22 protein-coding genes are annotated in these 21341 nt (G+C 72.5%); 6 read left to right on the forward strand and 16 right to left on the reverse strand.

Going from position 1 to position 21341, the window contains the following annotated elements:
• Nucleotides 1–6 precede the first annotated feature (6 nt).
• Nucleotides 7–837, reverse strand: a complete 831-nt coding sequence (locus tag ABZ471_RS11290; protein WP_359064892.1) for an alpha/beta fold hydrolase — start codon at nucleotides 835–837, stop codon at nucleotides 7–9.
• 107 nt (nucleotides 838–944) lie between these two features.
• Nucleotides 945–1598 carry an NAD(P)-binding domain-containing protein gene (locus tag ABZ471_RS11295; RefSeq protein ID WP_359064894.1) on the reverse strand — a complete coding sequence of 218 codons (654 nt, stop codon included), beginning with the start codon at nucleotides 1596–1598 and terminating at the stop codon, nucleotides 945–947.
• A 373-nt stretch (nucleotides 1599–1971) separates the two neighbouring features.
• Between ABZ471_RS11295 and ABZ471_RS11300 the strand changes: the two genes are divergently transcribed.
• The gene (locus ABZ471_RS11300; RefSeq protein WP_359064896.1) at nucleotides 1972–2733 is read left to right on the forward strand and encodes a GntR family transcriptional regulator; all 762 of its coding nucleotides are present in this window, start codon (nucleotides 1972–1974) and stop codon (nucleotides 2731–2733) included.
• A 343-nt stretch (nucleotides 2734–3076) separates the two neighbouring features.
• Here the strand turns inward: ABZ471_RS11300 and ABZ471_RS11305 are convergent, their stop codons facing one another.
• The 3 genes from ABZ471_RS11305 to ABZ471_RS11315 all read right to left on the reverse strand — a co-directional run bounded on the left by ABZ471_RS11305 (nucleotide 3077) and on the right by ABZ471_RS11315 (nucleotide 6156).
• Nucleotides 3077–4234: an ROK family transcriptional regulator gene (locus ABZ471_RS11305; RefSeq protein WP_359064898.1), complete on the reverse strand. Its 1158-nt coding sequence runs from the start codon at nucleotides 4232–4234 to the stop codon at nucleotides 3077–3079.
• A 99-nt stretch (nucleotides 4235–4333) separates the two neighbouring features.
• Nucleotides 4334–4987: a response regulator transcription factor gene (locus ABZ471_RS11310; RefSeq protein WP_359064900.1), complete on the reverse strand. Its 654-nt coding sequence runs from the start codon at nucleotides 4985–4987 to the stop codon at nucleotides 4334–4336.
• A 14-nt stretch (nucleotides 4988–5001) separates the two neighbouring features.
• Nucleotides 5002–6156: a histidine kinase gene (locus ABZ471_RS11315; protein WP_359064902.1), complete on the reverse strand. Its 1155-nt coding sequence runs from the start codon at nucleotides 6154–6156 to the stop codon at nucleotides 5002–5004.
• 108 nt (nucleotides 6157–6264) lie between these two features.
• Here ABZ471_RS11315 and ABZ471_RS11320 point away from each other — a divergent pair, with 108 nt between their 5' ends.
• From ABZ471_RS11320 to ABZ471_RS11330, 3 genes are read left to right on the forward strand one after another with little or no spacing between them, the layout of a single operon-like run.
• Nucleotides 6265–7185 (forward strand): ATP-binding cassette domain-containing protein, encoded by a 921-nt coding sequence (locus tag ABZ471_RS11320; protein WP_359064904.1) that lies wholly within the window; start codon nucleotides 6265–6267, stop codon nucleotides 7183–7185.
• 2 nt (nucleotides 7186–7187) lie between these two features.
• Nucleotides 7188–7910 carry an ABC transporter permease gene (locus ABZ471_RS11325; RefSeq protein WP_359064906.1) on the forward strand — a complete coding sequence of 241 codons (723 nt, stop codon included), beginning with the start codon at nucleotides 7188–7190 and terminating at the stop codon, nucleotides 7908–7910.
• Between the two features lie 41 nt (nucleotides 7911–7951).
• Nucleotides 7952–8392, forward strand: a complete 441-nt coding sequence (locus tag ABZ471_RS11330; protein ID WP_359064908.1) for a hypothetical protein — start codon at nucleotides 7952–7954, stop codon at nucleotides 8390–8392.
• A gap of 4 nt (nucleotides 8393–8396) precedes the next feature.
• Here ABZ471_RS11330 and mug read toward each other — a convergent pair whose 3' ends face one another.
• From mug to ABZ471_RS11375, 9 genes are all read right to left on the reverse strand, one after another.
• Nucleotides 8397–8942 (reverse strand): G/U mismatch-specific DNA glycosylase, encoded by a 546-nt coding sequence (gene mug / locus ABZ471_RS11335; RefSeq protein ID WP_359065090.1) that lies wholly within the window; start codon nucleotides 8940–8942, stop codon nucleotides 8397–8399.
• Entirely contained in the window at nucleotides 8939–10381 is a 1443-nt protein-coding gene (purB, locus tag ABZ471_RS11340; protein ID WP_359064910.1) for an adenylosuccinate lyase, read from the reverse strand. The genes mug and purB overlap by 4 nt, the downstream gene beginning before the upstream one ends.
• Before the next feature lie 137 nt (nucleotides 10382–10518).
• The gene (locus ABZ471_RS11345; RefSeq protein WP_359064912.1) at nucleotides 10519–11307 is read right to left on the reverse strand and encodes an SGNH/GDSL hydrolase family protein; all 789 of its coding nucleotides are present in this window, start codon (nucleotides 11305–11307) and stop codon (nucleotides 10519–10521) included.
• Nucleotides 11308–11373: 66 nt separating this feature from the next.
• Entirely contained in the window at nucleotides 11374–12387 is a 1014-nt protein-coding gene (locus ABZ471_RS11350; RefSeq protein WP_359064914.1) for a hemolysin family protein, read from the reverse strand.
• Complete coding sequence (locus tag ABZ471_RS11355) at nucleotides 12384–13775, reverse strand: hemolysin family protein (protein ID WP_359064916.1); 1392 nt, start codon at nucleotides 13773–13775, stop codon at nucleotides 12384–12386. The genes ABZ471_RS11350 and ABZ471_RS11355 overlap by 4 nt, the downstream gene beginning before the upstream one ends.
• Before the next feature lie 196 nt (nucleotides 13776–13971).
• A complete protein-coding gene (locus ABZ471_RS11360; RefSeq protein WP_359064918.1) occupies nucleotides 13972–14397 on the reverse strand; it encodes a GNAT family N-acetyltransferase in 426 nt (141 codons plus the stop codon).
• A 44-nt stretch (nucleotides 14398–14441) separates the two neighbouring features.
• Nucleotides 14442–15335 (reverse strand): LLM class F420-dependent oxidoreductase, encoded by an 894-nt coding sequence (locus tag ABZ471_RS11365; protein ID WP_359064920.1) that lies wholly within the window; start codon nucleotides 15333–15335, stop codon nucleotides 14442–14444.
• A 238-nt stretch (nucleotides 15336–15573) separates the two neighbouring features.
• Complete coding sequence (locus ABZ471_RS11370; RefSeq protein ID WP_359064922.1) at nucleotides 15574–18141, reverse strand: ABC transporter permease; 2568 nt, start codon at nucleotides 18139–18141, stop codon at nucleotides 15574–15576.
• Between the two features lie 4 nt (nucleotides 18142–18145).
• Complete coding sequence (locus ABZ471_RS11375) at nucleotides 18146–18958, reverse strand: ABC transporter ATP-binding protein (protein ID WP_359064924.1); 813 nt, start codon at nucleotides 18956–18958, stop codon at nucleotides 18146–18148.
• A 172-nt stretch (nucleotides 18959–19130) separates the two neighbouring features.
• On the opposite strand from ABZ471_RS11375, the gene ABZ471_RS11380 reads away from it, so the two are divergent.
• Both ABZ471_RS11380 and ABZ471_RS11385 read left to right on the forward strand, forming a co-directional pair.
• Nucleotides 19131–19373, forward strand: a complete 243-nt coding sequence (locus ABZ471_RS11380; protein WP_359064926.1) for a toxin-antitoxin system HicB family antitoxin — start codon at nucleotides 19131–19133, stop codon at nucleotides 19371–19373.
• 4 nt (nucleotides 19374–19377) lie between these two features.
• Nucleotides 19378–19752: a fic family toxin-antitoxin system, toxin component gene (locus ABZ471_RS11385; protein WP_359064928.1), complete on the forward strand. Its 375-nt coding sequence runs from the start codon at nucleotides 19378–19380 to the stop codon at nucleotides 19750–19752.
• 83 nt (nucleotides 19753–19835) lie between these two features.
• Here ABZ471_RS11385 and ABZ471_RS11390 read toward each other — a convergent pair whose 3' ends face one another.
• Complete coding sequence (locus tag ABZ471_RS11390) at nucleotides 19836–20528, reverse strand: class I SAM-dependent methyltransferase (protein WP_359064930.1); 693 nt, start codon at nucleotides 20526–20528, stop codon at nucleotides 19836–19838.
• A 72-nt stretch (nucleotides 20529–20600) separates the two neighbouring features.
• On the reverse strand, nucleotides 20601–21287 hold the full coding sequence (locus ABZ471_RS11395; RefSeq protein ID WP_359064932.1) for a triacylglycerol lipase: 687 nt from the start codon (nucleotides 21285–21287) through the stop codon (nucleotides 20601–20603).
• Nucleotides 21288–21341 lie beyond the last annotated feature (54 nt).

Below are 21341 nucleotides of genomic sequence, written 5' to 3' on the forward strand. Positions count from 1 at the left end.
GGTCGGTCAGCGGCTGCCGTCGAGGATCACGCGCGCGACGAGCGCCGGGTCGTCGTTCATCGGGCAGTGCCCGCAGCCGGGCAGCCGGACCAGCCGGGCGTGCGGGATGATCGTCTTGGCCCGGATGCCCTGACGGCGCACGAGGAGTCGGTCCCGGGTGCCCCAGGCCACGGTGACCGGCAGCCCCGGCAGATCGTCGGTGAACCGGACGGTGGCGCCCGCCTGCAGGGTCGCGTCGAATCCCGTGGCCCCCACCAGGGCGAGCGTCTCGGCGACCACGGCCTCGGGTGAACGGCGCGCGGGACGGCCGTAGATGGTGCTGGTCAGCGCGGTACGCCCGGCCGCGGTCCGCGACAGCCGCTCCACCAAGGGCAGCGGGAGCCGCTGGGCGATGCCCCGCATCGTGAGCAGGAGTGCGAAGGCGTAGCGCCGCTCGGCCTCCGTCCAGAAACCGGCCGGGGAGAGGGCTGTGACGGACCGTACGAGCTTCTCGCGGCCCAGCTCCAGGGCCAGCAGGCCGCCCAGCGAGTTGCCGGCCACGTGCGGGCGGTCCAGGTCCAGGGCCTCGAACAGGGCGCCGAGCACGGAGTCGGTGCTGGGCAGGTCGTAGGCCAGGCCGGCCGGCAGGCCCGGGGACGCGCCGAACCCCGGCAGGTCGACGGCGATCACGTCGCGTTCGGTCGCGAGGATGTCCACCACCGGGTCCCAGGCCTGCCGGTGGTGGCCGATGCCGTGCAGCAGGACCAGCGGCTCGCCGCGTCCCACGCGCGCGTAGGAGACGGTCACGTCCTTCGGGCCGTGCCGAGTGGGGACCTTGAAGGAGACGGTGGCGGACATGGGGGTGCTCCTCGTCTGGGCTGCTGACGGACGCCGTAGACAGCTTGTCAGCAATTGCTACCGGCGGGTAGCCCCTTGTTGTGGCGCGTGTCGCGCTCCTGTGGGCCTCAATGTCCCCGGCGCACCTCGATGTTGAAATCGGCGTGCCCGAACTTCTGGAAGAGCCCGAACCACAGCGGCAGCAGCATCTCCACGGACCGCGCCGACCGGATCCCGCCGAGGTCCAGGACCCGCTCGGACGACCAGCCGAACTCGCCCAGCAGCTGCGTCACCTGCTGCTTGGCGTCGGCATCGTCACCGCACACGAACAGGTTGTGCCCGCCCGGAACGCGCCCCGGCGCCACCATCACCTGGCAGTTGACGGTGTTCAACGTCTTCACCACGCGCGCGTGCGGGAAGGCCCGCTGGATCTGCTCGCCCACGCTGTCCGACTCCGCCGGCTCCAGCCGCAGCTGCCCGTCCTCGAAGGACACGGGATTGCAGACGTCCACCAGGATCCTGCCGTCCAGGTTCTCCGCCCCTGTCGCCCGCAGGGCGTCGAGCGCCACCCGGCCGCCCACCGCGTTCACGACCATGTCGGCCGTCGCGGCCGCGTCCGCGAACGTGCCCGCGTGCGCCCGGCCGCCCGCGGCCGTGGCCCACTCCACCGCGATCGGATTGTCCCTCACCCGCGACCCGAGGGTCACCTCGTACCCCAGCTCCACCAGTCTGCTGCCGAGTGTGCAGCCCACCTCGCCCGTGCCCAGCACCGCGAAGCGCATCGGTCACCTCCTGGACCCCGGCCGCCGGCCACCGGCGGTCCGCGGACATTGTGGTCCGGGCCGGTCCCGCGGGAGCTGATTCGGCCGGGACCGCGGCAGGCGTGTCGCCGGCGCCGAGCACGTGGACCGGAAGACCCCGGCTGCGCCCCGAAAACTCCGTCGTGCGACGGGGGCTTTGCCGGGATGTCACACATGCGGCCGCGTACGAACGCCTCGTGAACGCTTCACTGCTCCGCCCTGTGCATTGCCCCAGGGATCGAGGATTGGTCTTGACCAAGGGTGACAGCCGCCCTATCGTCGCTGATAAGTGCAACAACCTTTAATAAACAAGGGCGCTAAAAACTGCCGGACCACGGCTCTTGCGGAGGACAGGGTGGGGACCACGCAGCTGGAATCGGTGCCGGAACCGAAGTACTGGCATCTCAAGACCGTGCTCAGTGAGGCACTGGACTCGGAGTTCTCGGTCGGCGAGATCCTGCCCAACGAGCGCGACCTCGCCGCCCGCTTCGGCGTGGCCCGCGCCACGCTCCGCCAGGCCCTCGAACAGCTGGAGCTGGAGGGTCGGCTGCAGCGCCGCCGCGGTGTCGGCACCACCGTCGCGCCCCCGCGCGTGGGCGTGGCCGTCGGCACCGAGCAGCACGCCTGGCCGGGCGCCGCCGCCGACGCCTGGCAGCCCGTGGACTGTGCCCAGTCCGCGCCGCCCGCAGCCGTCGCCGCCGCCCTGAAGACCGGCTCCGGCGAGCCCGTGCACATCGTGCGCCGCTCCCGGATGTCCCACGGCCAGCGCGTCGCCACCGACCTGCTCTACGTCCCGGCCGCCTCGGTGCCCGACCTCACGGCGATCGACGCCCCGTCCGGTCCGGCACGCGCGCGTGCGGTGCTGCGCGAGCTGCAGCGCCTGGAACTGGAGGGCCAGGACCGCGCCGTCGAGCTGGGCTCGGCCCGCGCGGACGACGCCAAGGACCTCGACCGGCTGCCCGGCTCGCCCGTCCTGGTCGTCACCACCCGCTTCTTCGCCGAGGGCCGCACCGCGGCACTCTCCGCAGCGACCTACCGCGCCGACACCTGTCGGCTCACCTTCGGCGACTCGCCCGACGTGGAGATACACCACGACCCCGAGCAGCGGGCTTCCTGACGTCGTCCGCAACCCGCCGCGCCCCGGAATCCCACCGGGGCGCGCGGTTCCGGCGGCGGGCTCACCTCGAGGCAGCGTCGTGTGGCGTCGGGCGGCGGGCTCGTATCGGTCCAGTGCCGTGTGGTGTCCGGTCGCCGGCCCGTAATGTCTTGGCGTCGTGTGGTGTCCGGCGGCCGGCGTGTGTCGGTTCGGCGCCCTGTGTGTCTGGTGGCGGGCACGCCTCGGCTCAGTACGGTGTGGTGTCCGGCCGCGGGTGCGCATCGGCTCGGCGCCGTGTGGTGTCCGGGCGTCGGCCCGTACTGTCTTGGCGTTGCGCGCCGCCCGACCGCCGGCCCCGACCCGCTCAGCGCCGCGCCGTCACCGTGCCCTCCACCGCGAACAGCTGCTCCTCGACATGGTCGAGGGCCAGCCGCAGCGCGCCCGTGGCCACGGCCGCCTCGCCCAGCAGGGACAGTGCCACCCGGGGCGGGCGCAGGCAGTAGCGCGCGAGTTCGCGGCGCAGTGGGTCCAGCACGCCGTCCAGGCCGGCCGCCCAGCCGCCGATCACGACCAGTTCCGGGTCGAGGGCCAGTACGAGCGCGGCCACGTCGTGCACGAGCCGCTGGATGAACCGCTCGACGGCCGCCCGCGCCCGCTGGTCGCCCTCGCGGGCGAGCGCGAACACCTCGGCGACGGCCTGTTCGTCCAGCGGGTGCAGCGGCTCGTCGGTGGTGGACAGCAGCGTCTCCGGGGTCACCTCCCGGCCCAGCAGATGCAGCGCGCCGATCTCCCCGGCCGCCCCGCCGTACCCCCGGTGCAGCCGTCCACCGATCAGCGAACCAGCGCCGGGGCTGAGCCCGGCCAGCACGAACACCACGTCGTCCGTCTCCCTCGCCGCACCCTTCCAGTGCTCGGCGACGGCCGCCGCGTTGGCGTCGTTCTCGACCAGCACCGGGCACTTGAAGGAGCGACTGAGCCGCTCGCCGAGCCTCAGGCCGGTCCACTGCGGCAGGGCCGTGCCCAGCCGGACCGTTCCGTCGGCCTCCACGATGCCCGGCGCGCCCACGCCCACCGCCCGCAGGGAACTGCGCGCGACCCCGGCCCGGCGCAGCAGCTCGGCGACCGCGCCACGCAGCCGCTCCAGCCGCTCGTCCGCCGGAGCAGTCTCGTCCACCTCTTTGGCCTGCGCGCCCAGCACCCGCCCGTCCAGGTCGGACAGGAGCGCGGCGACCCGGTGGGCGCCGATCTCCAGGCCCAGCAGATGCCCGGCCTCGGCCCGGAACCGGAACCGGCGGGCGGGCCGCCCCTGACGGCGTGCGGTGCCCTCCTCGGCCACCGTCTCGACCACGAGCCCCGCCTCGATGAGCCCTTCCACGACCCCCTCGACGGTCGGCCGGGACAGCCCGGTGACCCGGGTGATCTCGGTGAGCGTCGCGCAGTCCGTGGTTCGCAGCGCGTGCAGCACCACCGCGGAATTGATCCTTCGCAGCAGCGAGGGATCGCCGCCGGTCAGCTGCCCCACCGTGGGTCCTTCCAGCTTGCGGGCGTGTTGGGCGGATCGTACTCGGGCCCGGCCCGCCCGGCGAGTGCCGGGCTCCGCCGACCCGGCGTGCCCGGCGGATCAGCCCGGCGCGACGAATCCCGACTCGTAGGCGGCGATCACCGCCTGGGTACGGTCGCGCGCCCCGAGCTTGGCCAGCACGGCACTCACGTGCGACTTCACCGTCTCGGTCCCTACGACCAGCAGGCCGGCGATCTCCGCGTTCGACAGCCCCCGCGTCATGAGCCGCAGCACCTCCGCCTCCCGGTCCGTCAGCCCTGCCTCCGAGAGCGGGGCACTCGGCTCGTGATTGCCGCCGTACCGGGCGGCGAGCTGCCGTACGGACGCGGGGAACAGCAGCGACTCGCCCTCCGCCACCAGCCGGACCGCATGGACTATCTCGGCCGGCCGGGCCCGCTTCAGCAGGAACCCGTCGGCACCCGCGCGCAGCGCCTCGTACACGAACTCGTCGTCCTCGAACGTGGTCACCACGAGGATCTTGGGCGGGGCGTCCACGGTGCGCAGCACCGCGCGCGTGGCCTCGATCCCGTCCATCAGCGGCATGCGCACGTCCATCGCGACCACGTCCGGCCGCAGTTGGCGCACCAGCGGGATGACCGCCGCACCGTCGGCCGCCTCGCCGATCACCTCGATGTCGGGCTGCGCCTCGAGCACGGCGCGCAGACCCGCGCGGACCAGGGGTTCGTCGTCGACGAGGAGAACGGTGACCGGCATCCGGCCAGCGTAGATCAACCCAGCGGCAGCTCCGCACGCACCCGCCAGTCGCCCGCGTCGGGCCCGGTACGGGCGCTGCCCCCGAGCAGCGCGGCACGCTCCCGTATGCCGCGCAGCCCGCTGCCCCGTCCGGGCCCCGGTATCGCGGCCGGGAGGGGATTGCGGACCTCCAGGGCGAGCGTGCCGTCGGCGACGGACACCCGGACCTGCACGGGGACGGTGCCCGCATGCCGCAGGACGTTGGTGAGCGCCTCCTGGAGGATGCGATACCCCTCGCGTGAGACGGGCCCCGGAACCGCCGCCACGGGGCCGGTCACTTCCGCGTCCACCTCTGCGCCGGAGGCGCGCGCCGAGTCCAGCAGACGGCCGGCGTCGGCCAGCGTGGGCCGGGCGCTCGCGGGCCGCTCCGACTCGCGCAGCACCCCGAGGACCCGCTCCAGGTCGGCGAGGGCGGCCCGGCCGGTCTCCTCGATGGCGCCGAGGGCGCGATCGGTGAACTCAGGGTCGCCCGCCGCCCGCGCCGCACCGGCCTGTACCACCGCCACCGTCAGGGCGTGTCCGATGGAATCGTGCAACTCGCGCGCGATGCGGGTACGTTCGAGCAGCTGCTCGGTGCGCTCCTCCAGAGCGGCCAGCCGCTCTGCCGCGGACGGTCCGAGCAGCCGGCGCGCGATGGCGGTGGCCAGCGCGCCGAGGCCCACCACCAAGCCGTACAGGGCGATCAGGGGAAGCAGGGCGAGCAGCCCGTAGGCCCAGTGCGGCCGTGCCGAGTCCAGCAGCGGTGAGGTGGGGTTGGTGTACCCGCAGGCGAGTCGGATCAGTTCGTAGGTGAGGATCGGCAGCCACACCGAGGCGAACATCGCCGGCACCGCGAGGAGCATCCGCACCTCCAGCCACAGCACCGTGCGCCCCCGGTCCCGCCAACTCGCCGACGGTGTCACGGAGATGCCCGGCTCCTCCTTGCCGGGCGTCAGCAGCAGCCGGGCCTGGACGCCCTCGCCCACGCGCACGGCGGGCACGAGCCCGACCGGGACGAGGATGAGCGCGGGCACCCAGGGCTTCGACATGTCGATGAACAGCCACACGCTCTCCATGAGCATGGGCACCCACAGGTGCAGCAGGCGGGTGTACGTCGTCCCGCGCAGCAGCGGGCGCAGGAAGCGGACCATGGCGACATCGTCGCAGGTGGCACTGACAACGGGCCTCCCCCGCACGGGGGAGACGATCTCCACCGGCGGGGGAGGACCCGAGCCGCGCGCGCCCGCCAGGCTGGTGCCATGACCAGCATCGACGTACGAGACCTCACCAAGGAGTACGGCAGCCGGCGGGCCGTGGACCAGCTCACCTTCAGCGTCCGCCCCGGCCGCGTCACGGGTTTCCTCGGACCCAACGGCGCCGGGAAGTCCACCACCATGCGGCTCGTCCTCGGCCTCGACCGGCCGACCTCCGGCACCGCGACCATCGGCGGTCGTGCCTATGCCGAACTCCGTGAACCCCTGCGCCAGGTGGGCGCCCTGCTCGATGCGCGGGCCGCGCACGGCTCCCGCACCGCTCGGGATCATCTGCGCGCCCTGGCCGCGAGCAACCGCATCCCGGTCCGCAGGGTCGACGCCGTGCTGGAGGAGACCGGACTCTCCGCGGTGGCCCGGCGCCGGGTGAATACGTACTCCCTCGGCATGCGTCAACGGCTCGGCATCGCCGCCGCCCTGCTCGGCGACCCCGAGGTGATCCTCCTGGACGAGCCCGCCAACGGCCTCGACCCCGAAGGCATCGTCTGGATCCGCACCCTGCTGCGCAGGCTGGCCGAGGGCGGCCGTACCGTCCTGGTCTCCAGCCACCTGATGCACGAGACCGCCGTCTTCGCCGACCACCTCGTGATCCTCGGCCGGGGCCGCCTGCTCGCCGACACCCCCGTCCAGGAGTTCATCCACGCACGCGTACGGCCCGAGGTCAGGATCCGCACCACCGACACCGGCGCGCTCGGCGACCTGCTCGCCCGTCACGGCCACGACGCCTCCCGGGACGAGGACGGGACGTGGACCGTGCGGCACGCGCGCGTGGACGACCTCGGCCGCCTCATGGCGGAGGCGGGCGTTCCCGTACTGGAACTGGCCGCCCAGGAAGCAACCCTGGAGCAGGCCTACCTCGATCTGACCGCGGCCGAGGTCGAGTTCACCACCCAGCCCCAGGAGGCCTGACCATGTCGTTCGCACCCGCTCTGCACGCCGAGTGGATCAAGGTCCGGACGCTGCGCTCGCTCGTCGGAGGCCTGGCCGCGATCCTCGTCGCCACCGCCGTGTTCTCGGCGCTCTTCGCCTCGTCCGCGGACTCCGGCGTCGACGACACGGACCCGCTGTTCTCTGCGTTCTTCGGCGTCAGCTTCGGACAGATCGCCGCGATCGCCTTCGGTACGACGGCCCTGTCCTCGGAGTTCCGGGGCGGCGCGCTGCGCCTGACCCTGTCGGCCGTGCCCGACCGGGGGCGCTGGTTCGCCGCGAAGGCCACGGTGATCGCCCTGCCGGTGCTGGCCACGGGCCTGCTCACGGGACTGGTGACGCTTCTGCTGGGCAAGGCCCTCCTCGGCTCCTCCGGACCGGCCTGGGGCGAGGGACTGCGCGGCGCCGTCGGCTGCGGCCTGCACCTCACCCTCATGGCGCTGTTCGCCGCCGGACTGACGGCCGTGCTGCGCAGCGGCGTCGCGACCCTCTCGATCCTGATCCCTTTCCTGCTGATCGTGTCGTTCGTGATCGGCGACCTGTCATCGGGCGTCGCCGACCTCCTGCCCGACCGGGCCGGTCAAGTCGCCCTGCACAGCAGCTGGGACGGTTCCCTCGGCCCCTGGAGCGGGCTCGCGGTGACCGCGGTGTGGGCGGCGGCGGCCCTGCTCGCGGGAGCCTGGAGCATCCGGCGCAGGGACGCCTGACAGCCCGCCACTTGTCAGTGGGGCCCGCTTTACTGGATCGCATGGACATCGCGAACCACCTCGCCGTGATCGACCGGCTGTGCGCCCGGGAGTTCCCCGCGGCACACGACAGGACGGACGTCGGCACGGGCGGGCCCGGATATCTCATGGCCGAGTTGCAGACCAGCGGCGACTTCTACGAGGACGACGGGACCGAGCGGGAGGAGACGGAGGCGCTGTACGAGGCCGACCGGGACGCACTGGGGGAGCGGCTCGCCGAGCGATGGGGACCGGCGGACGTGTTCGGCCTGGCCGGGGTGTTCCTGCGGAGCGTGGCCGGGGAGGAGTTGGCGGAGCCCTGGGGCACGCTCGCCTCGCACGTGCCCGATGTCCATCTGTGGCGGGCGGAGTCGGGCCGCTGGGTCGCCCTGGGCGTGTCCCAGTGGGACGGCGAGCTGCCGTTCCAGCTGTTGGCGGTGGTCACCGAGACCGGCCCGCCCTGACTCCTCAGGCCTGCGCGGCCTCCCGCAACCGCGCGAACTCCTCCGCCATCGTCTCGGCCGTCCAGTGCGCATTCAGTCCGCTGGGATTGGGCAGCACCCACACCCGCGCGTCCCCGACGGTCCGCTCCTGCGGTCCCACCTGGGCCCTGCGATCCGCGAAGGCGGCCCGGTACGCGGTCACCCCGACCACGGCCAGCCAGCGCGGACGCCACCGCGTCACCTTGGCGGTCAGCAGCCGTCCGCCCTCGACGTACTCCTCGGGCCTCAGCTCGTCGGCCCGCGCGGTCGCCCGCGCCACCACGTTCGTGATGCCCAGCCCGTACGACAGCAGTTCGTGCTGTTCGGCGGGGACCAGCAGCCGCGGGGTGAAGCCGGACCGGTGCAGCACGGGCCAGAAACGGTTGCCGGGGCGGGCGAAGTGATGGCCCGTGGCCGCCGTCATCAGGCCCGGGTTGATGCCGCAGAACAGCACCTGGAGACCGTCCGCGACCACGTCGGGGACGAGACGGTCGCGGGCGGCCTCCAGTTCCGCCGGGGTGAAGCGGGTCAGAGGATCGCTCCGGGGGTGTAGCCGGCGGCCTCCGGGTGCTGCTTGACGATCTCGGCGATCCGGCCGACGACGATGCCGACCTGGTCCGCGGCCGCACCGGTGAAGGACAGCTTGTCGGCCATCAGCGCCGCCAGCTGCTCGCGGTCGAGCGGCAGCCGCTCGTCGGCGGCGAGCTTGTCCAGCAGGTCGTTGCGCTCGGCACCCTGCTCGCGCATGGCGAGCGCGGTGGCGACGGCGTTCTCCTTGATCGCCTCGTGCGCGACCTCACGGCCGACCCCGGCGCGCACGGCGCCCATGAGCACCTTGGTGGTGGCGAGGAACGGCAGGTAGCGGTCCAGCTCACGGGCGACCACCGCCGGGAAGGCGCCGAACTCGTCGAGCACGGTCAGGAAGGTCTCCAGCAGGCCGTCGAGGGCGAAGAACGCATCGGGGAGGGCCACCCGGCGCACCACCGAGCAGGAGACGTCGCCCTCGTTCCACTGGTCGCCCGCCAGCTCGCCGGTCATCGACGCGTAGCCGCGCAGGATCACCATCAGGCCGTTGACGCGCTCGCAGGAGCGGGTGTTCATCTTGTGCGGCATCGCCGAGGAGCCGACCTGGCCCGGCTTGAAGCCCTCGGTCACCAGCTCGTGCCCGGCCATCAGCCGGACCGTCTTGGCCAGCGAGGACGGCGCCGCGGCCAGCTGCACCAGCGCGGTCACCACCTCGTAGTCCAGCGAGCGCGGGTAGACCTGGCCGACCGAGGTGAAGGCCTGCGAGAAACCCAGGTGCTGCGCGATCCGGTTCTCCAGCTCGGCGAGCTTCCCGGCGTCCCCGCCCAGCAGGTCCAGCATGTCCTGCGCGGTGCCCACCGGGCCCTTGATGCCGCGCAGCGGGTAGCGGGCGAGCAGCTCCTCGACCCGTCCGTGGGCGACCAGCAGCTCGTCGGCGGCGGTCGCGAACCGCTTGCCGAGGGTCGTGGCCTGGGCGGCCACGTTGTGCGAGCGGCCGGCCATGACCAGCTCGGCGTACTCGCCCGCCAGCTTGCCCAGACGCACCAGGACGGCCACCGTACGGTCGCGCATCAGCTCCAGCGACAGCCGGATCTGCAGCTGCTCGACGTTCTCGGTGAGGTCGCGGGAGGTCATGCCCTTGTGCACGTGCTCGTGCCCGGCGAGGTCGTTGAACTCCTCGATCCGTGCCTTCACGTCGTGCCGGGTGACCTTCTCGCGCTCGGCGATCGAGGCCAGGTCGACGGTGTCGAGGACACGCTCGTAGTCGGCGATCGCCTCGTCCGGCACCTCGATGCCGAGGTCCTTCTGGGCCCGCAGCACGGCGAGCCAGAGCTGCCGCTCCAGCTTCACCTTCTGCTCGGGCGACCAGAGCGTGGCGAGCTCGGCGGAGGCGTAGCGTCCGGCGAGGACGTTCGGGATGCGGGGCTTGGCGGGCGCTGAAGTCACGTAGACGGATTCTACTGGCGATTCGTGCAGGCCAGCGCCATGGGGTTGTTCGGCGGATGCTACGAGAGCTGCGCCACGTCTCACCACCAGCGGATCCGGCCCCTGACTCTGATCACCCGGTCGGTCCCGGACGGACGCTACGCCGGACCCTCGTACGGCAGCAGTTCCGGCCGCTTCGCCGGGCGGCCGTCGCCGGAGGAGCGGCCGGTCAGGCGCCGGCCTATCCACGGCAGCAGGTACTGCCGGGCGAACCGCGCGTCCGCGGCCCGGCGTGTCGCCCAGCCGGGCGGCGGCGTGGCCGGCGGCGGGGTGTGCCACTCGGCGTCCTCGGCCTCGTGGCCGAGCCGCTGCCACACCGCCTCCGCGACCCGGCGGTGCCCGTCGGCCGTCAGATGCAGCCGGTCCACGTCCCACAGTCGCGGGTCGGCCAGCGACGGTGCCCCGTACAGGTCGACCACCAGGGCGCCGTGCTTGGCGGCCAGGTCGTCCACGCAGGCGAACAGCTCCTCCATGCGCGGCCGGAACCGCTCCAGCACCGGGCCGTGCCGGCCGGGGCTGCGCATCAGCACGAGCTGCCTGCAGCTGGGTGCCAGCCGCTCGACGGCCTCGGTCAGCAGGCCTTTGACCCGCCCCATGTCGCACTTGGGCCGCAGCGTGTCGTTGAGTCCGCCGACGAGGGTGACCACGTCGGCGTTCATCGCGGCCGCCGCGTCCACCTGCTCGTCGACGATCTGCCCGATCAGCTTCCCGCGCACGGCGAGGTTGGCGTACCGGAACGAGGGGGTGCGGGCGGCCATCCGCGCGGCGAGGAGGTCGGCCCAGCCCCGGTAGGAGCCGTCGGGCAGCAGGTCCGACATGCCCTCGGTGAAGGAGTCACCGACCGCGACCAGGCTGGAGTACGGGGGAGGTGTGGGAATCGTCTGCATGGCGACAGCGATGGTATCCCGGCTCCATACCCGCCGGTCGGTCACCCCCGGCCGGTCCGGAACGGCTCAGGCAGGCTGCCCGAACAGCTCCCGCAGCACGTCCTCCATGGTCACCAGCCCGGCCAGCCGCCCGTCGTCTCCGAGCACGCCCGCGAGGTGCGTGCGGCTGCCGCGCATCGCGGTGAGCACGTCGTCCAGTGGGGTGCTCTCGCGCACGCGCGCGATGGGCCGCATGTCACGCAGCCGGAACGGCAGGTCCCGGGGCGAGGCGTCCAGCGCGTCCTTGACGTGCAGATAGCCGACGATCCGGCGGCCCTCGTCGACCACGGGGAACCGGGAGAAGCCCGACTCGGCCGACAGCCGCTCCAGCTGTTCCGGGGTGACGCCGACGCGCGCGTACACGACCCGCTCCAGCGGTACGACCACGTCCCGCACCGGACGTCTGCCCAGCTCCAGAGCGTCGTGCAGCCGTTCCTGCGCCCGGTCGTCGATCAGGCCCGCCTGGCTGGCGTCCCGGACGATCTCGGCGAGCTGGGCGTCCGTGAAGGTCGCGGCCACCTCGTCCTTGGCCTCCACGTGGAGCAGCTTCAGCAGTCCGTTCGCGAAGGCGTTGATCGTGAAGATCACCGGGCGCAGGGCGCGGGACAGCGCGACCAGGGGAGGGCCGAGCAGCAGCGCGCTGCGCACCGGCTCGGCGAGCGCGATGTTCTTGGGCACCATCTCGCCCAGCAGCATGTGCAGGTAGGTGGCCAGGGTCAGCGCGATCACGAAGGACACCGCGTGGCCCGCGCCCTTGGACACGCCGACCGCGTGGAACACCGGCTCCAGCAGGTGCGCGATGGCCGGCTCGGCGACCACACCCAGGACCAGCGTGCACAGGGTGATGCCGAGCTGGGCTGCGGCCAGCAGCGCGGAGACGTGTTCCAGGCCCCACAGCACGCTCTTCGCGCGCCGGTCGCCCTCCTGGGCGAGCGGCTCGATCTGCGAGCGGCGCACGGAGATCAGCGCGAACTCGGCGCCCACGAAGAAGGCGTTGACGACCAGCGTCGCCAGACCGATCAGCAGCTGTACGGCGGTCATCGCGCCCCCTCCGTCTTTCCGTAGCTCTTCCCGTAGCCCTTCCTGTCGGTCTTCTCGGCGTCCTTCCCGTCGCCCTGCTCGGCCTCCGTCGGTGCGTGCAGCAGCACCCGGGCCGCCCGGCGCCCCGAGGCGTCCACCACGTCCAGCCGCCAGCCGGCCACCTCGACGGTGTCCCCGACCGCCGGTATCCGGCCCAGCTCCGTGGCGACCAGGCCGGCCAACGTCTCGTACGGGCCCTCGGGCACGCGCAGACCCACGCGCGCGAGCTGGTCGGTGCGGGCGGCGCCGTCCGCCGAGTACAGGTCGCGGCCCTCCTCGTCGGCCCCGGCGGGGGCCAGGTCGGGCGTCTCGTGCGGGTCGTGCTCGTCCCGCACCTCGCCGACTACCTCCTCGACGATGTCCTCCAGCGTCGCCACGCCCGCCGTACCGCCGTACTCGTCGATGACGACGGCCATGGTGCGCCTGCCGGAGAGACGGTCCAGCAGCCGGTCGACGGTGAGGGATTCGGGCACCAGCAGGGGCTCGCGCATCGCCTGGGTGACGGAGCGGCGGGTGCGCTCCTCGGCGGGCACGGCCAGGACGTCCTTGATGTGCGCGACGCCGACGACCGAGTCGAGGCTGCCGCGGTAGACCGGGAACCGGGACAGGCCGGTCGCCCGGGTCGCATTCGCCACGTCCTCGCAGGTCGCCTGGGTGTCGAGGGCGATGACCTGGACGCGCGGGGTCATCACGTTCTCCGCGGTGAGACCGGCCAGGTTCAGCGTCCGGACGAACAGCTCCGCGGTGTCCGCCTCCAGGGCGCCCTGCTTGGCGGAGTGCCGGGCGAGGGCCGCCAGCTCCTGGGGCCCGCGTGCGGAGGCCAGCTCCTCGGCGGGCTCGAGGCCGAACCTGCGCACCACGTGGTTGGCCGTGGTGTTGAGGTGGGTGATGAAGGGGCGGAAGGCGGCGCTGAACCAGCGCTGCGGGTTGCCCACCCGCTTGGCCATGGCCAGCGGCGAGGAGATCGCCCAGTTCTTGGGCACCAGTTCGCCGACGACCATCAGAAACACCGTGGACAGCGCCGTACCCAGCACCAGCGCGACCGAACTCGCCGTGGTGGGCGACAGGCCCATCGCCCGGAACGGGCCGGCGAGCAGCTTGGCGATCGACGGCTCGGCGAGCATGCCGACCACCAGGTTGGTCACGGTGATGCCGAGCTGCGCGCCGGAGAGCTGGAAGGTCAGATTCCGTACGGCCTTCAGGGCGCCCGCCGCTCCGCGCTCGCCGCGTGCGGCGGCCCGCTCCAGCTCGCCGCGTTCGACCGTGGTCAGCGAGAACTCGGCCGCGACGAAGGCACCGCAGGCGAGCGAGAGCAGGATCGCCACCAGGAGGAGCAGCACTTCGGTCATCGGGTCACCCCCGTCCCATGATCGGACAGGGCGGGCTGGAACGCGCGGTGTCGCGGACTGGGAGGTTCGTCCATCGGGGGACGCTCACAACCTTTCATGGAGGACCGAGTGCTCCCTCAATGGTAAAGGATGAGCAAAGTGTCCTCGGAGGTCGGTCCGCGAGGCCCTCGGAGTCCGGTCCTCGCCGAGTCCCCCCTCAGTCCTTGAGCGGCTTCACCCAGCGTCGCCACTGCTCCTCCGGTGCGTACCCGGCCGCCCGCCACGCGTGCTGCGCGCTCTCGTTGCGGACCAGCACCATCGCGTCCCCGCGCCGCCCCCCGAGCCGTACGAACCGCTCCTCGGCGGCGGCCAGCAGCGCCGAGCCGACGCCCTGCCGCCGCCGCTCCGGATGCACCGCGAGCCGGTACAGATGGCAGCGCCAGCCGTCGAAGCCCGCGATCACCGTGCCGACCAGCTCGCCCTCCTGCTCGGCGAGGATCAGTGCCTCGGGATCGCGGGCCACCAGCCGCTCCACTCCGTCCCGGTCGTCGCTGATGCTGGTGCCCTCCGCGGCCGTCTTCCAGAAGCCGAGGACGGCGTCCAGGTCGGTGTGCCGGGCGGAACGTATGCGCAGTTCACTCATGGGATCACCCCATCACGCGAGCCTGCCGCCGACCCGGAATTCCATCATGCGGACTCCTCCCGCAGCCGGGCGAGCACCGGCGCGAACGCCTCCATGGACGGCTCCAGGACGGTCAGATACGAGAACCCGAACCGCTCCCGCAGCGCCCGCACCCGCTGCACGAGGTCCTCCAGGGGGCCGGCCAGCACGACGGGCAGGGTGAGCGCCCGGTCCAGGGTCAACCGGGGCTGCCGTTCCAGCAGCGGCTTGAGTACGGGCTCAGCGTCGTCGGTGACGGCCACGAGCTGGAGGAGCAGGTTCAGCTCGGCGGTCTCGGCCCGGCCCGCCGCCAGTTCCCGGTAGCGGGCCACCCGCTCGTCGACCTCCTCGGCGTCGACGGGTTCCAGCTTGCCCGTCGTGCTGCCCGGCACCAGCCGTGCCCCGGTGAAGCCGACGACGTCCGCGTGCTCCGCGGCCAGGCGCAGCATCCGGTTGCCGTTGCCGCCGAGCAGCAGCGGCACCCGGTCCTGGGCGGGGCGGGGCCGGTACTCCGGGGAGCCGAGCAGCCGGTCCAGCTCCTCGACCGTGTGCCGCAGGTGGTCCACGCGTTCGCGCGCGGAGCCGTACGGCAGCCCGGCCGCCTCGTGCTCGGCCTGGACGTAGCCGGTCCCGAGGCCGAGTTCGAGCCGGCCGCCGGTCAGCGCGTCGGTGGTCGCGACCTCGCGGGCCAGCAGGGCCGGATTCCAGAGTCCGGCGTTGAGCACGAACGTGCCGAGGCGGGGCCGCTCGGTCGCCTCGGCGGCGGCCACCAGTGCGGGGAACGGCGCGACCATGCCGAGGTGGTCGGGGACCAGGATCACGTCGTACCCCAGCTCCTCGGCGCGGCGGCACTTGGCCCGCCACTCGGCGGCGGGCGAGGGCGTGAGCAGATTGACCCCGAAGCGGAACGGGCGCGACATGAACTCTCCTCAGCAGAACGTGACTCGAGTCTTGAGCGGTGATTCCATCACGCGCTCGCCGCTTAGGTCACTCGTACACGCGCCCGCCGCTTCCGTCGCCCGTGCACGCGCCGGGCCGGCCGGGTCACTCGTACACACGCCCTGCCGGTCCCGTCCCCCGTGTACGCGCCCGGCCGACTGCGTCACTCGTACACCCGCCCGCTGGTCCCGTCCCCTGCACGCGCCCGGGACGGCTGCGTCACTCGTGGGCGATCGCCGCCAGCACGTTCATCCGGGAGGCCCGCAGTGCCGGCAGGAGCGCCGCCACGATGCCCACCAGCGCCGAGCCGAGCACGACCGCGACGATCGTGCCCCAGGGGATCGCGAGCGCGGTCATGCCCTGCAGGGCCAGCACCTGCTGGGTGCACACGCCCCACACGAGCCCGAGGCCCAGCCCGAGGACCGCGCCGAACACCGCGATCACCACGGACTCCAGCCGGATCATCCGCCGCAACTGCCGCCGGCCGAGCCCGATCGCGCGCAGCAGCCCGATCTCCCGGGTGCGCTCCACCACCGACAGGGCGAGGGTGTTGACCACGCCGAGCACGGCGATGACGATCGCGAGCCCGAGCAGCGCGTACACGAGGTAGAGCAGTACGGCGATCTGGTCGTGGACGAGCTTCTTGTAGTCGGCCTGGTCGCGCACCTGGACCTGCGGGTAGGGCTTGAGGGTCTGCTCCAGGCGGGAGCGCAGCTGGTCGGCACCGGTGCCGGCGGCCTTGTTGACGTACAGCGCGGCGTCCTGGCCCCCGGGTACGTACTTCTCCGCGGTGGCGATGCCGAAGAACAGCCCGCCCTGCATGCCGAATCCGCCGCTGCCGTCCTGGTCGGTGAGGGCGCCCACACGCATCTCGGCCGTGCGGCCGCCGGGGAACTCGACGGGCAGCGTGCTGCCCACGTGGACGCGGTGGTCCTCGGCGAAGGTGACGTCCATGCCGAGACTGCCGTCCGCGAGCGCCGCGGCGCTGTTCCCGGCCGCGTAGGTGACGTGGGCGACCTCGTCCACCTGGGGGTCGTAGCCGGCTGCGGTGGTCTCCACCCGCCTGCCGTCGGGCAGCCGGACGGCCACGGGCGCGAACCGCTGCCGTACGACGAGCCGTACGCCCTCGGTGCCGCGCACCTTGTCGGTGATCTCCTGGGTGAACGGCAGGAAGTTGCTGTTCTGCACGGTGAAGTCGGCGCCCAGCGTCCTGTCGATCTGCCGGTCGAACGAGGCGGACATGGAGGCGCTCGCCACCGACATCCCGCCGACCAGCGCGAGGCCCACCATCAGCGCGGCTGCAGTGGCGCCGGTACGGCGCGGATTGCGCAGGGCGTTGCGCTGGCTCATCCGGCCGACCGAGCCGAACAGCGCGGGGAAGGCGCCGCCCAGGACCCGGATCACCGGCCTTACCAGCAGCGGCCCCGCGATCACGGTCGCGATCAGCGTCAGCACCACGCCGAGGCCCAGCAGGGAGGCCGCGGAGCCCGTCTTCGTGGCCGCAGCGCATCCGGCCAGCGCGGCCGCCCCGGCCGCCCCGACCACGGTCCCGACGATCGCCCGCACCCTCAGCGGCTTGCCCACGCCGGCGACTTCGGCGTCGGCGAGCGCCGCCATCGGTGAGACGGCCGCCGCGCGCCGCGCGGGCAGGTACGCGGCGACGAAGGTGACGCCGACGCCGACGACGTAGGCCGCGACGGGCGTCGGCCAGCCGATGACCATCTCCGTGGCCTTCAGGTTCATCCCGAACGCGCTCATCAGCCGGATCAGCCCGAACGCGAGCCCGATCCCGGCCGCGAGGCCCAGCGTGGAGCCGAAGACACCGAGCAGCACCGCCTCGGTGAGCACCGAGCGCCGCACCTGCCGCCGGTCGGCGCCCAGCGCCCGCAGCAGGCCCAGCTCGCGGGTGCGCTGGGCGATCAGCATGGAGAAGGTGTTGACGATCAGGAAAATGCCCACCAGCACGGCGATGCCGGCGAATCCCAGCATCACGTATTTGATGACGTCCAGGAATCCGCCGAGGTCCGCCGCGGCCGACTTGGCCTGCTCGTCGGCGGTCTTCAGGTCGTAGCTGCCGGAGCCGACGGCCTGGCCGACGCGGCGCTTGAGGTCCGCGTCGGTCACGCCCTTCGCCGCGTCCACCGAGATGCTGGTGGCCCGGTCGGCGGAGCCGAGCAGTTGGCGAGCGGCCACCGCAGGGTCGAGGAAGACCAGGGCCGCGCCCGGGTTGGTGGTGGTGAACGTGGCGATGCCGACCACCCGGACCCGGAACGTGCCCGGCTGCGCCTGCACCGTCAGCGTGTCGCCGATCCGCACGTGCTTCTTGCCGGCGGTGTCCGCGTCGAGCAGCGCCTCGCCCGCACCGCCCGGCGCATGACCGGAGGTCAGCTTCACCGGGCTGCGAGGGGTGACGTACCAGGAGGTGGCGATGGTCGGGGCGCCGGTGGTCGGGCCGACGGACCTGTTGCCGCTGTCGACCACCACCACGTTCTGCACCGACACGTCCGCGTGGGCCGCCGCGACCCCGTCGACCTTCGCCACCCGCTCCTTCAGGGCCGCGGGCACGGTCTGGACCGCGCCGCTCGGCACCGGGGACTTCAGGTCCTGCTTCGGCCCGACCGTCACATCGGCGGAGGTCGAGGCGAACAGCCGGTCGAAGGTGCGGGTGACGGTGTCGGAGAAGATCAGACTGCCCGCGACGAACGCCACGGACAGGACGACGGCCAGCGCCGACAGCGCCAGCCGCCCCTTGTGTGCGAGGAAGCTCCTCAGGGTCGCCTTGAGCACCGGGTCAGTCCTCCTGCACGGCGCTGTCGTCGCCGAGCCGTCCGCGCACCAAGTCGAACGCCTTCATGCGCTCCAGTACGGCGTCCGCCGTCGGCCGCTCCATCTGGTCCACGATCCTTCCGTCGGCGAGGAAAAGCACCAGGTCGGAGTGGGCCGCTGCGCCCGGGTCGTGGGTGACCATGACGACGGTCTGCCCGAGGTCGTCCACGGCGCTGCGCAGGAAGCCCAGCACCTCGAGACCCGCCCGCGAGTCCAGGTTGCCGGTCGGCTCGTCGGCGAAGATCAGCTCGGGCCGCGAGGCCAGCGCCCGCGCGCAGGCGACCCGTTGCTGCTGACCGCCCGAGAGCTGCGCCGGGCGGTGGGTCAGCCGTCCGCGCAGCCCGAGGGTGTCGATGACCTGGTCCAGCCACGCCTGGTCGGGCTTGCGGCCCGCGATGTTCATGGGCAGCGTGATGTTCTCGGCCGCGGTCAGCGTCGGGATGAGGTTGAACGACTGGAACATGAACCCGATCCGGTCCCGCCGCAGCCGGGTCAGCTCCCGGTCCCGCAGGCCGGTGATCTCCGTGTGACCGAGCCAGACCTGGCCGGCCGAGACACTGTCCAGGCCCGCCAGACAGTGCATCAGCGTGGACTTCCCCGAACCCGAGGGTCCCATCACGGCGGTGAAGCGACCGCGCGCGATGTCCACGTCGACCGAGTCCAGGGCGAGCACGGCCGTCTCGCCCGAGCCGTACGCCTTCGTCAGCCCGCGGGCACCGGCGGCGACCCCGCTGTCCGGCGCCGGGCCCGGCACGTGCTCCGCAACAGGTGTGGACAAGACCGCCTCCGGGTCGTCGACTCCCTCGTACCGGCCGAGCCTAGTGTGACCCGACCCACAGCCGGAATCCCTCCTGGGGCCGAGGACACGGACACCGTGTAAGGGGCACCTAGGGGCACCTTCTCCTCGGAGGCCCTTGCCGCTGCTAGCACCTCGGCGCTAGCGTCGAAGCATGGCGAAGACCCAGCTGAACGTGCGCGTGGACGAGGACACCGCCCGCGCGGCCCGCGAGCGCGCCCTGGCCCGCGGCATGAGCGTCAACCGCTACATCGAAGAGCTGGTCAGACAGGACGCCGGGGAGGCCGGCCGCGCCTTCGTGGACGCCGCCGCCGACTTCATGAAGCAGTACGAGTCCGTGTTCGCCGAGGAGTTCACCGAGGCACGCGGCACCGACTCCGGCGAAGGCCGCAGCTGAACCCTTGAACGATCTCAGCATCGACCTCGCCTGGCTGCTCATGCTCGCCGAACAGAAGACGCCCGGGGACCCCCAGGTCAGTGACTGGGGCGCGCTGGTCGCCGCCGTCGCCCGCCACCGGGCCGAGATATTCGGCGTGCCCGTCTACGACACCCCGCACACCCGCGCGGCCGCACTGCTCCAACTGCTCATCCACGTGCCCGCGCTGGAGCGTTCCAACGCGCTGTTCGCCTCGGCCGTCGCCTACGCCTACCTGGTCGCCAGCGGCCTGAAGGTCGTCACCACACCCGAGCAGGTCCGCGACCTCGCGCGGCTGGTGAAGGGCGGCGAGGCGAGCGTCGAGGACATCGCCCGGGAACTGCGCCGCTGGAGCCTGTGACGCATCGCCGGGCCGGTGAATCATCGGCGGACCGGTGCATCATGAATCGTCGTCGGACCGATGATTCATCGCCGGCCGGTAAGTCATCGACGCGCCGGCTCGCCGGGCCGCCAGGCGGTCCCCAGCACCCCGTACGAGGTCGGCAGCTTCGGACCCTTCTCCGGCAGCAGCACCCGCCGGTACGGGCCGAGTTCGAACCCGGCAGCGCGCAGCGCCTCGACCGGCTCCCGGGCGAGGTGGCAGCCGCCGCTCAGCGCGGGCCAGAGCGTCCGGTCCAGGGTGCGCTGGGTCAGCGTCATCACCCGGCCGCCGCCCCGGCCGTGCTCGAAGAACCGCACCTCGCCGCCCGGTTTGAGCACCCGCCGTACCTCGCCCAGCGCCCGTGCCACGTCCCGCACACTGCACAGCACCAGCGACAGCACGGCCGCGTCGAAGGCCTCGCTCTTCACCGGCAGCGCCTCCGCCACCCCCGGCGCGACATCGACCGGCACCTCGGCGCGCAGGGCCGACTCCAGCGCCAACTTCCTGAGCAGTGGCTCCGGTTCGATCGCGACGACCTCCGCGACGGTCCCCGGATAGTGCCCGAAGTTCAGCCCGTTGCCGGCGCCGATCTCGATCACCCGCCCCGACAGCCCGGCGAGCAGCCGCTCGCGCACCCCCGCCAGGCCGAGCCGGGTCTCCGCGCCCACGCTGACGCGGGCGTAGCACCGAGCGAAGATCGGGTGGTGGACGGGGCTCTGCGCCACCGTGCCGGAACCGGTCGACAACAGCCGCATGGCAACCTCCCGGAAGGGTCGGTCCTACGGTGATTGTCCCCCGGGAAGCCCCGTCGCACCCCGTTCGACACCTCACGCGACGAAGTCGCGCACCTGTTCGTAGACGCCGTGGTCGTTGTTCATGTCGGTGTGCGAGATACAGCCGACGTCGACGTTGGTCGCCCCGCTCAGCTCCGCCGAGGTGTCGGGGTTGATCGCCTCGTCGCAGTCCGACCAGTAGGCGGCGTACGCGAGGCTGCCCGGCGTCTCGTCACCGGAATTCAGCGCGGTCAGGAACGCGCTGCCGCTCTGCATCTCCTTGCACGAGGTGTACAGCCACCCGCACAGGGAGGCGACGGACGTGCCGTGGTTCACCCCGGCGACCGACACGAAGTGGTCGACGTACGACGTTCCGCCGAGGTTCTTCAGGTAGTAGCGGCCGTTGAGCGCGCCCATCGAGTGGACCACCAGGTCGACCTTCGAGGCGCCCGTCTGCGCCAGCACGCTCTTGATCTCGGTCGCCAGCTGCTGGGCGGTGGTGGCGTTGGACTGCGACCAGTCGTACGACCAGGCGAACAGCTGTGAGGAGCTGTAACCGTCGGCCTCGAAGTCTGCGACCCAGTCGTCCCAGCTGCTCGCCGAGCTGCTGATGCCGTGCACGAAGACGACGGGGTCGTGGCTCGCCGCGTGCGCGGGGGCCGCCGTGAGGGGGAGTGCCAGAAGGAGTGATGCGGCCATCGCCGACAGTGCCGTGGCGATGCGACGCTCGTGGCGCTGCATGATGCCTCCTGAAACAGGTGGGGTTGTCAGGAGTGTCGGGACGGGTCTACGCGC

The organism is Streptomyces sp. NPDC005728 (assembly GCF_040630895.1).
Taxonomy (GTDB): domain Bacteria; phylum Actinomycetota; class Actinomycetes; order Streptomycetales; family Streptomycetaceae; genus Streptomyces.

Bases quoted from the DNA above. Each gene is read 5' to 3' on its own strand.
- ABZ471_RS11365 (WP_359064920.1), bottom strand. From the start codon at position 15,335: ATGTCGCGCCCGTTCCGCTTCGGGGTCAATCTGCTCACGCCCTCGCCC.
- ABZ471_RS11345 (WP_359064912.1), bottom strand. From the start codon at position 11,307: ATGCAGACGATTCCCACACCTCCCCCGTACTCCAGCCTGGTCGCGGTC.
- ABZ471_RS11390 (WP_359064930.1), bottom strand. From the start codon at position 20,528: ATGCGGCTGTTGTCGACCGGTTCCGGCACGGTGGCGCAGAGCCCCGTC.
- ABZ471_RS11395 (WP_359064932.1), bottom strand. From the start codon at position 21,287: ATGCAGCGCCACGAGCGTCGCATCGCCACGGCACTGTCGGCGATGGCC.
- ABZ471_RS11380 (WP_359064926.1), top strand. From the start codon at position 19,131: ATGGCGAAGACCCAGCTGAACGTGCGCGTGGACGAGGACACCGCCCGC.
- ABZ471_RS11360 (WP_359064918.1), bottom strand. From the start codon at position 14,397: ATGAGTGAACTGCGCATACGTTCCGCCCGGCACACCGACCTGGACGCC.
- ABZ471_RS11325 (WP_359064906.1), top strand. From the start codon at position 7,188: ATGTCGTTCGCACCCGCTCTGCACGCCGAGTGGATCAAGGTCCGGACG.
- ABZ471_RS11315 (WP_359064902.1), bottom strand. From the start codon at position 6,156: ATGGTCCGCTTCCTGCGCCCGCTGCTGCGCGGGACGACGTACACCCGC.
- ABZ471_RS11330 (WP_359064908.1), top strand. From the start codon at position 7,952: ATGGACATCGCGAACCACCTCGCCGTGATCGACCGGCTGTGCGCCCGG.
- ABZ471_RS11310 (WP_359064900.1), bottom strand. From the start codon at position 4,987: ATGCCGGTCACCGTTCTCCTCGTCGACGACGAACCCCTGGTCCGCGCG.
- ABZ471_RS11290 (WP_359064892.1), bottom strand. From the start codon at position 837: ATGTCCGCCACCGTCTCCTTCAAGGTCCCCACTCGGCACGGCCCGAAG.
- ABZ471_RS11350 (WP_359064914.1), bottom strand. From the start codon at position 12,387: ATGACCGCCGTACAGCTGCTGATCGGTCTGGCGACGCTGGTCGTCAAC.
- ABZ471_RS11355 (WP_359064916.1), bottom strand. From the start codon at position 13,775: ATGACCGAAGTGCTGCTCCTCCTGGTGGCGATCCTGCTCTCGCTCGCC.
- ABZ471_RS11295 (WP_359064894.1), bottom strand. From the start codon at position 1,598: ATGCGCTTCGCGGTGCTGGGCACGGGCGAGGTGGGCTGCACACTCGGC.
- ABZ471_RS11320 (WP_359064904.1), top strand. From the start codon at position 6,265: ATGACCAGCATCGACGTACGAGACCTCACCAAGGAGTACGGCAGCCGG.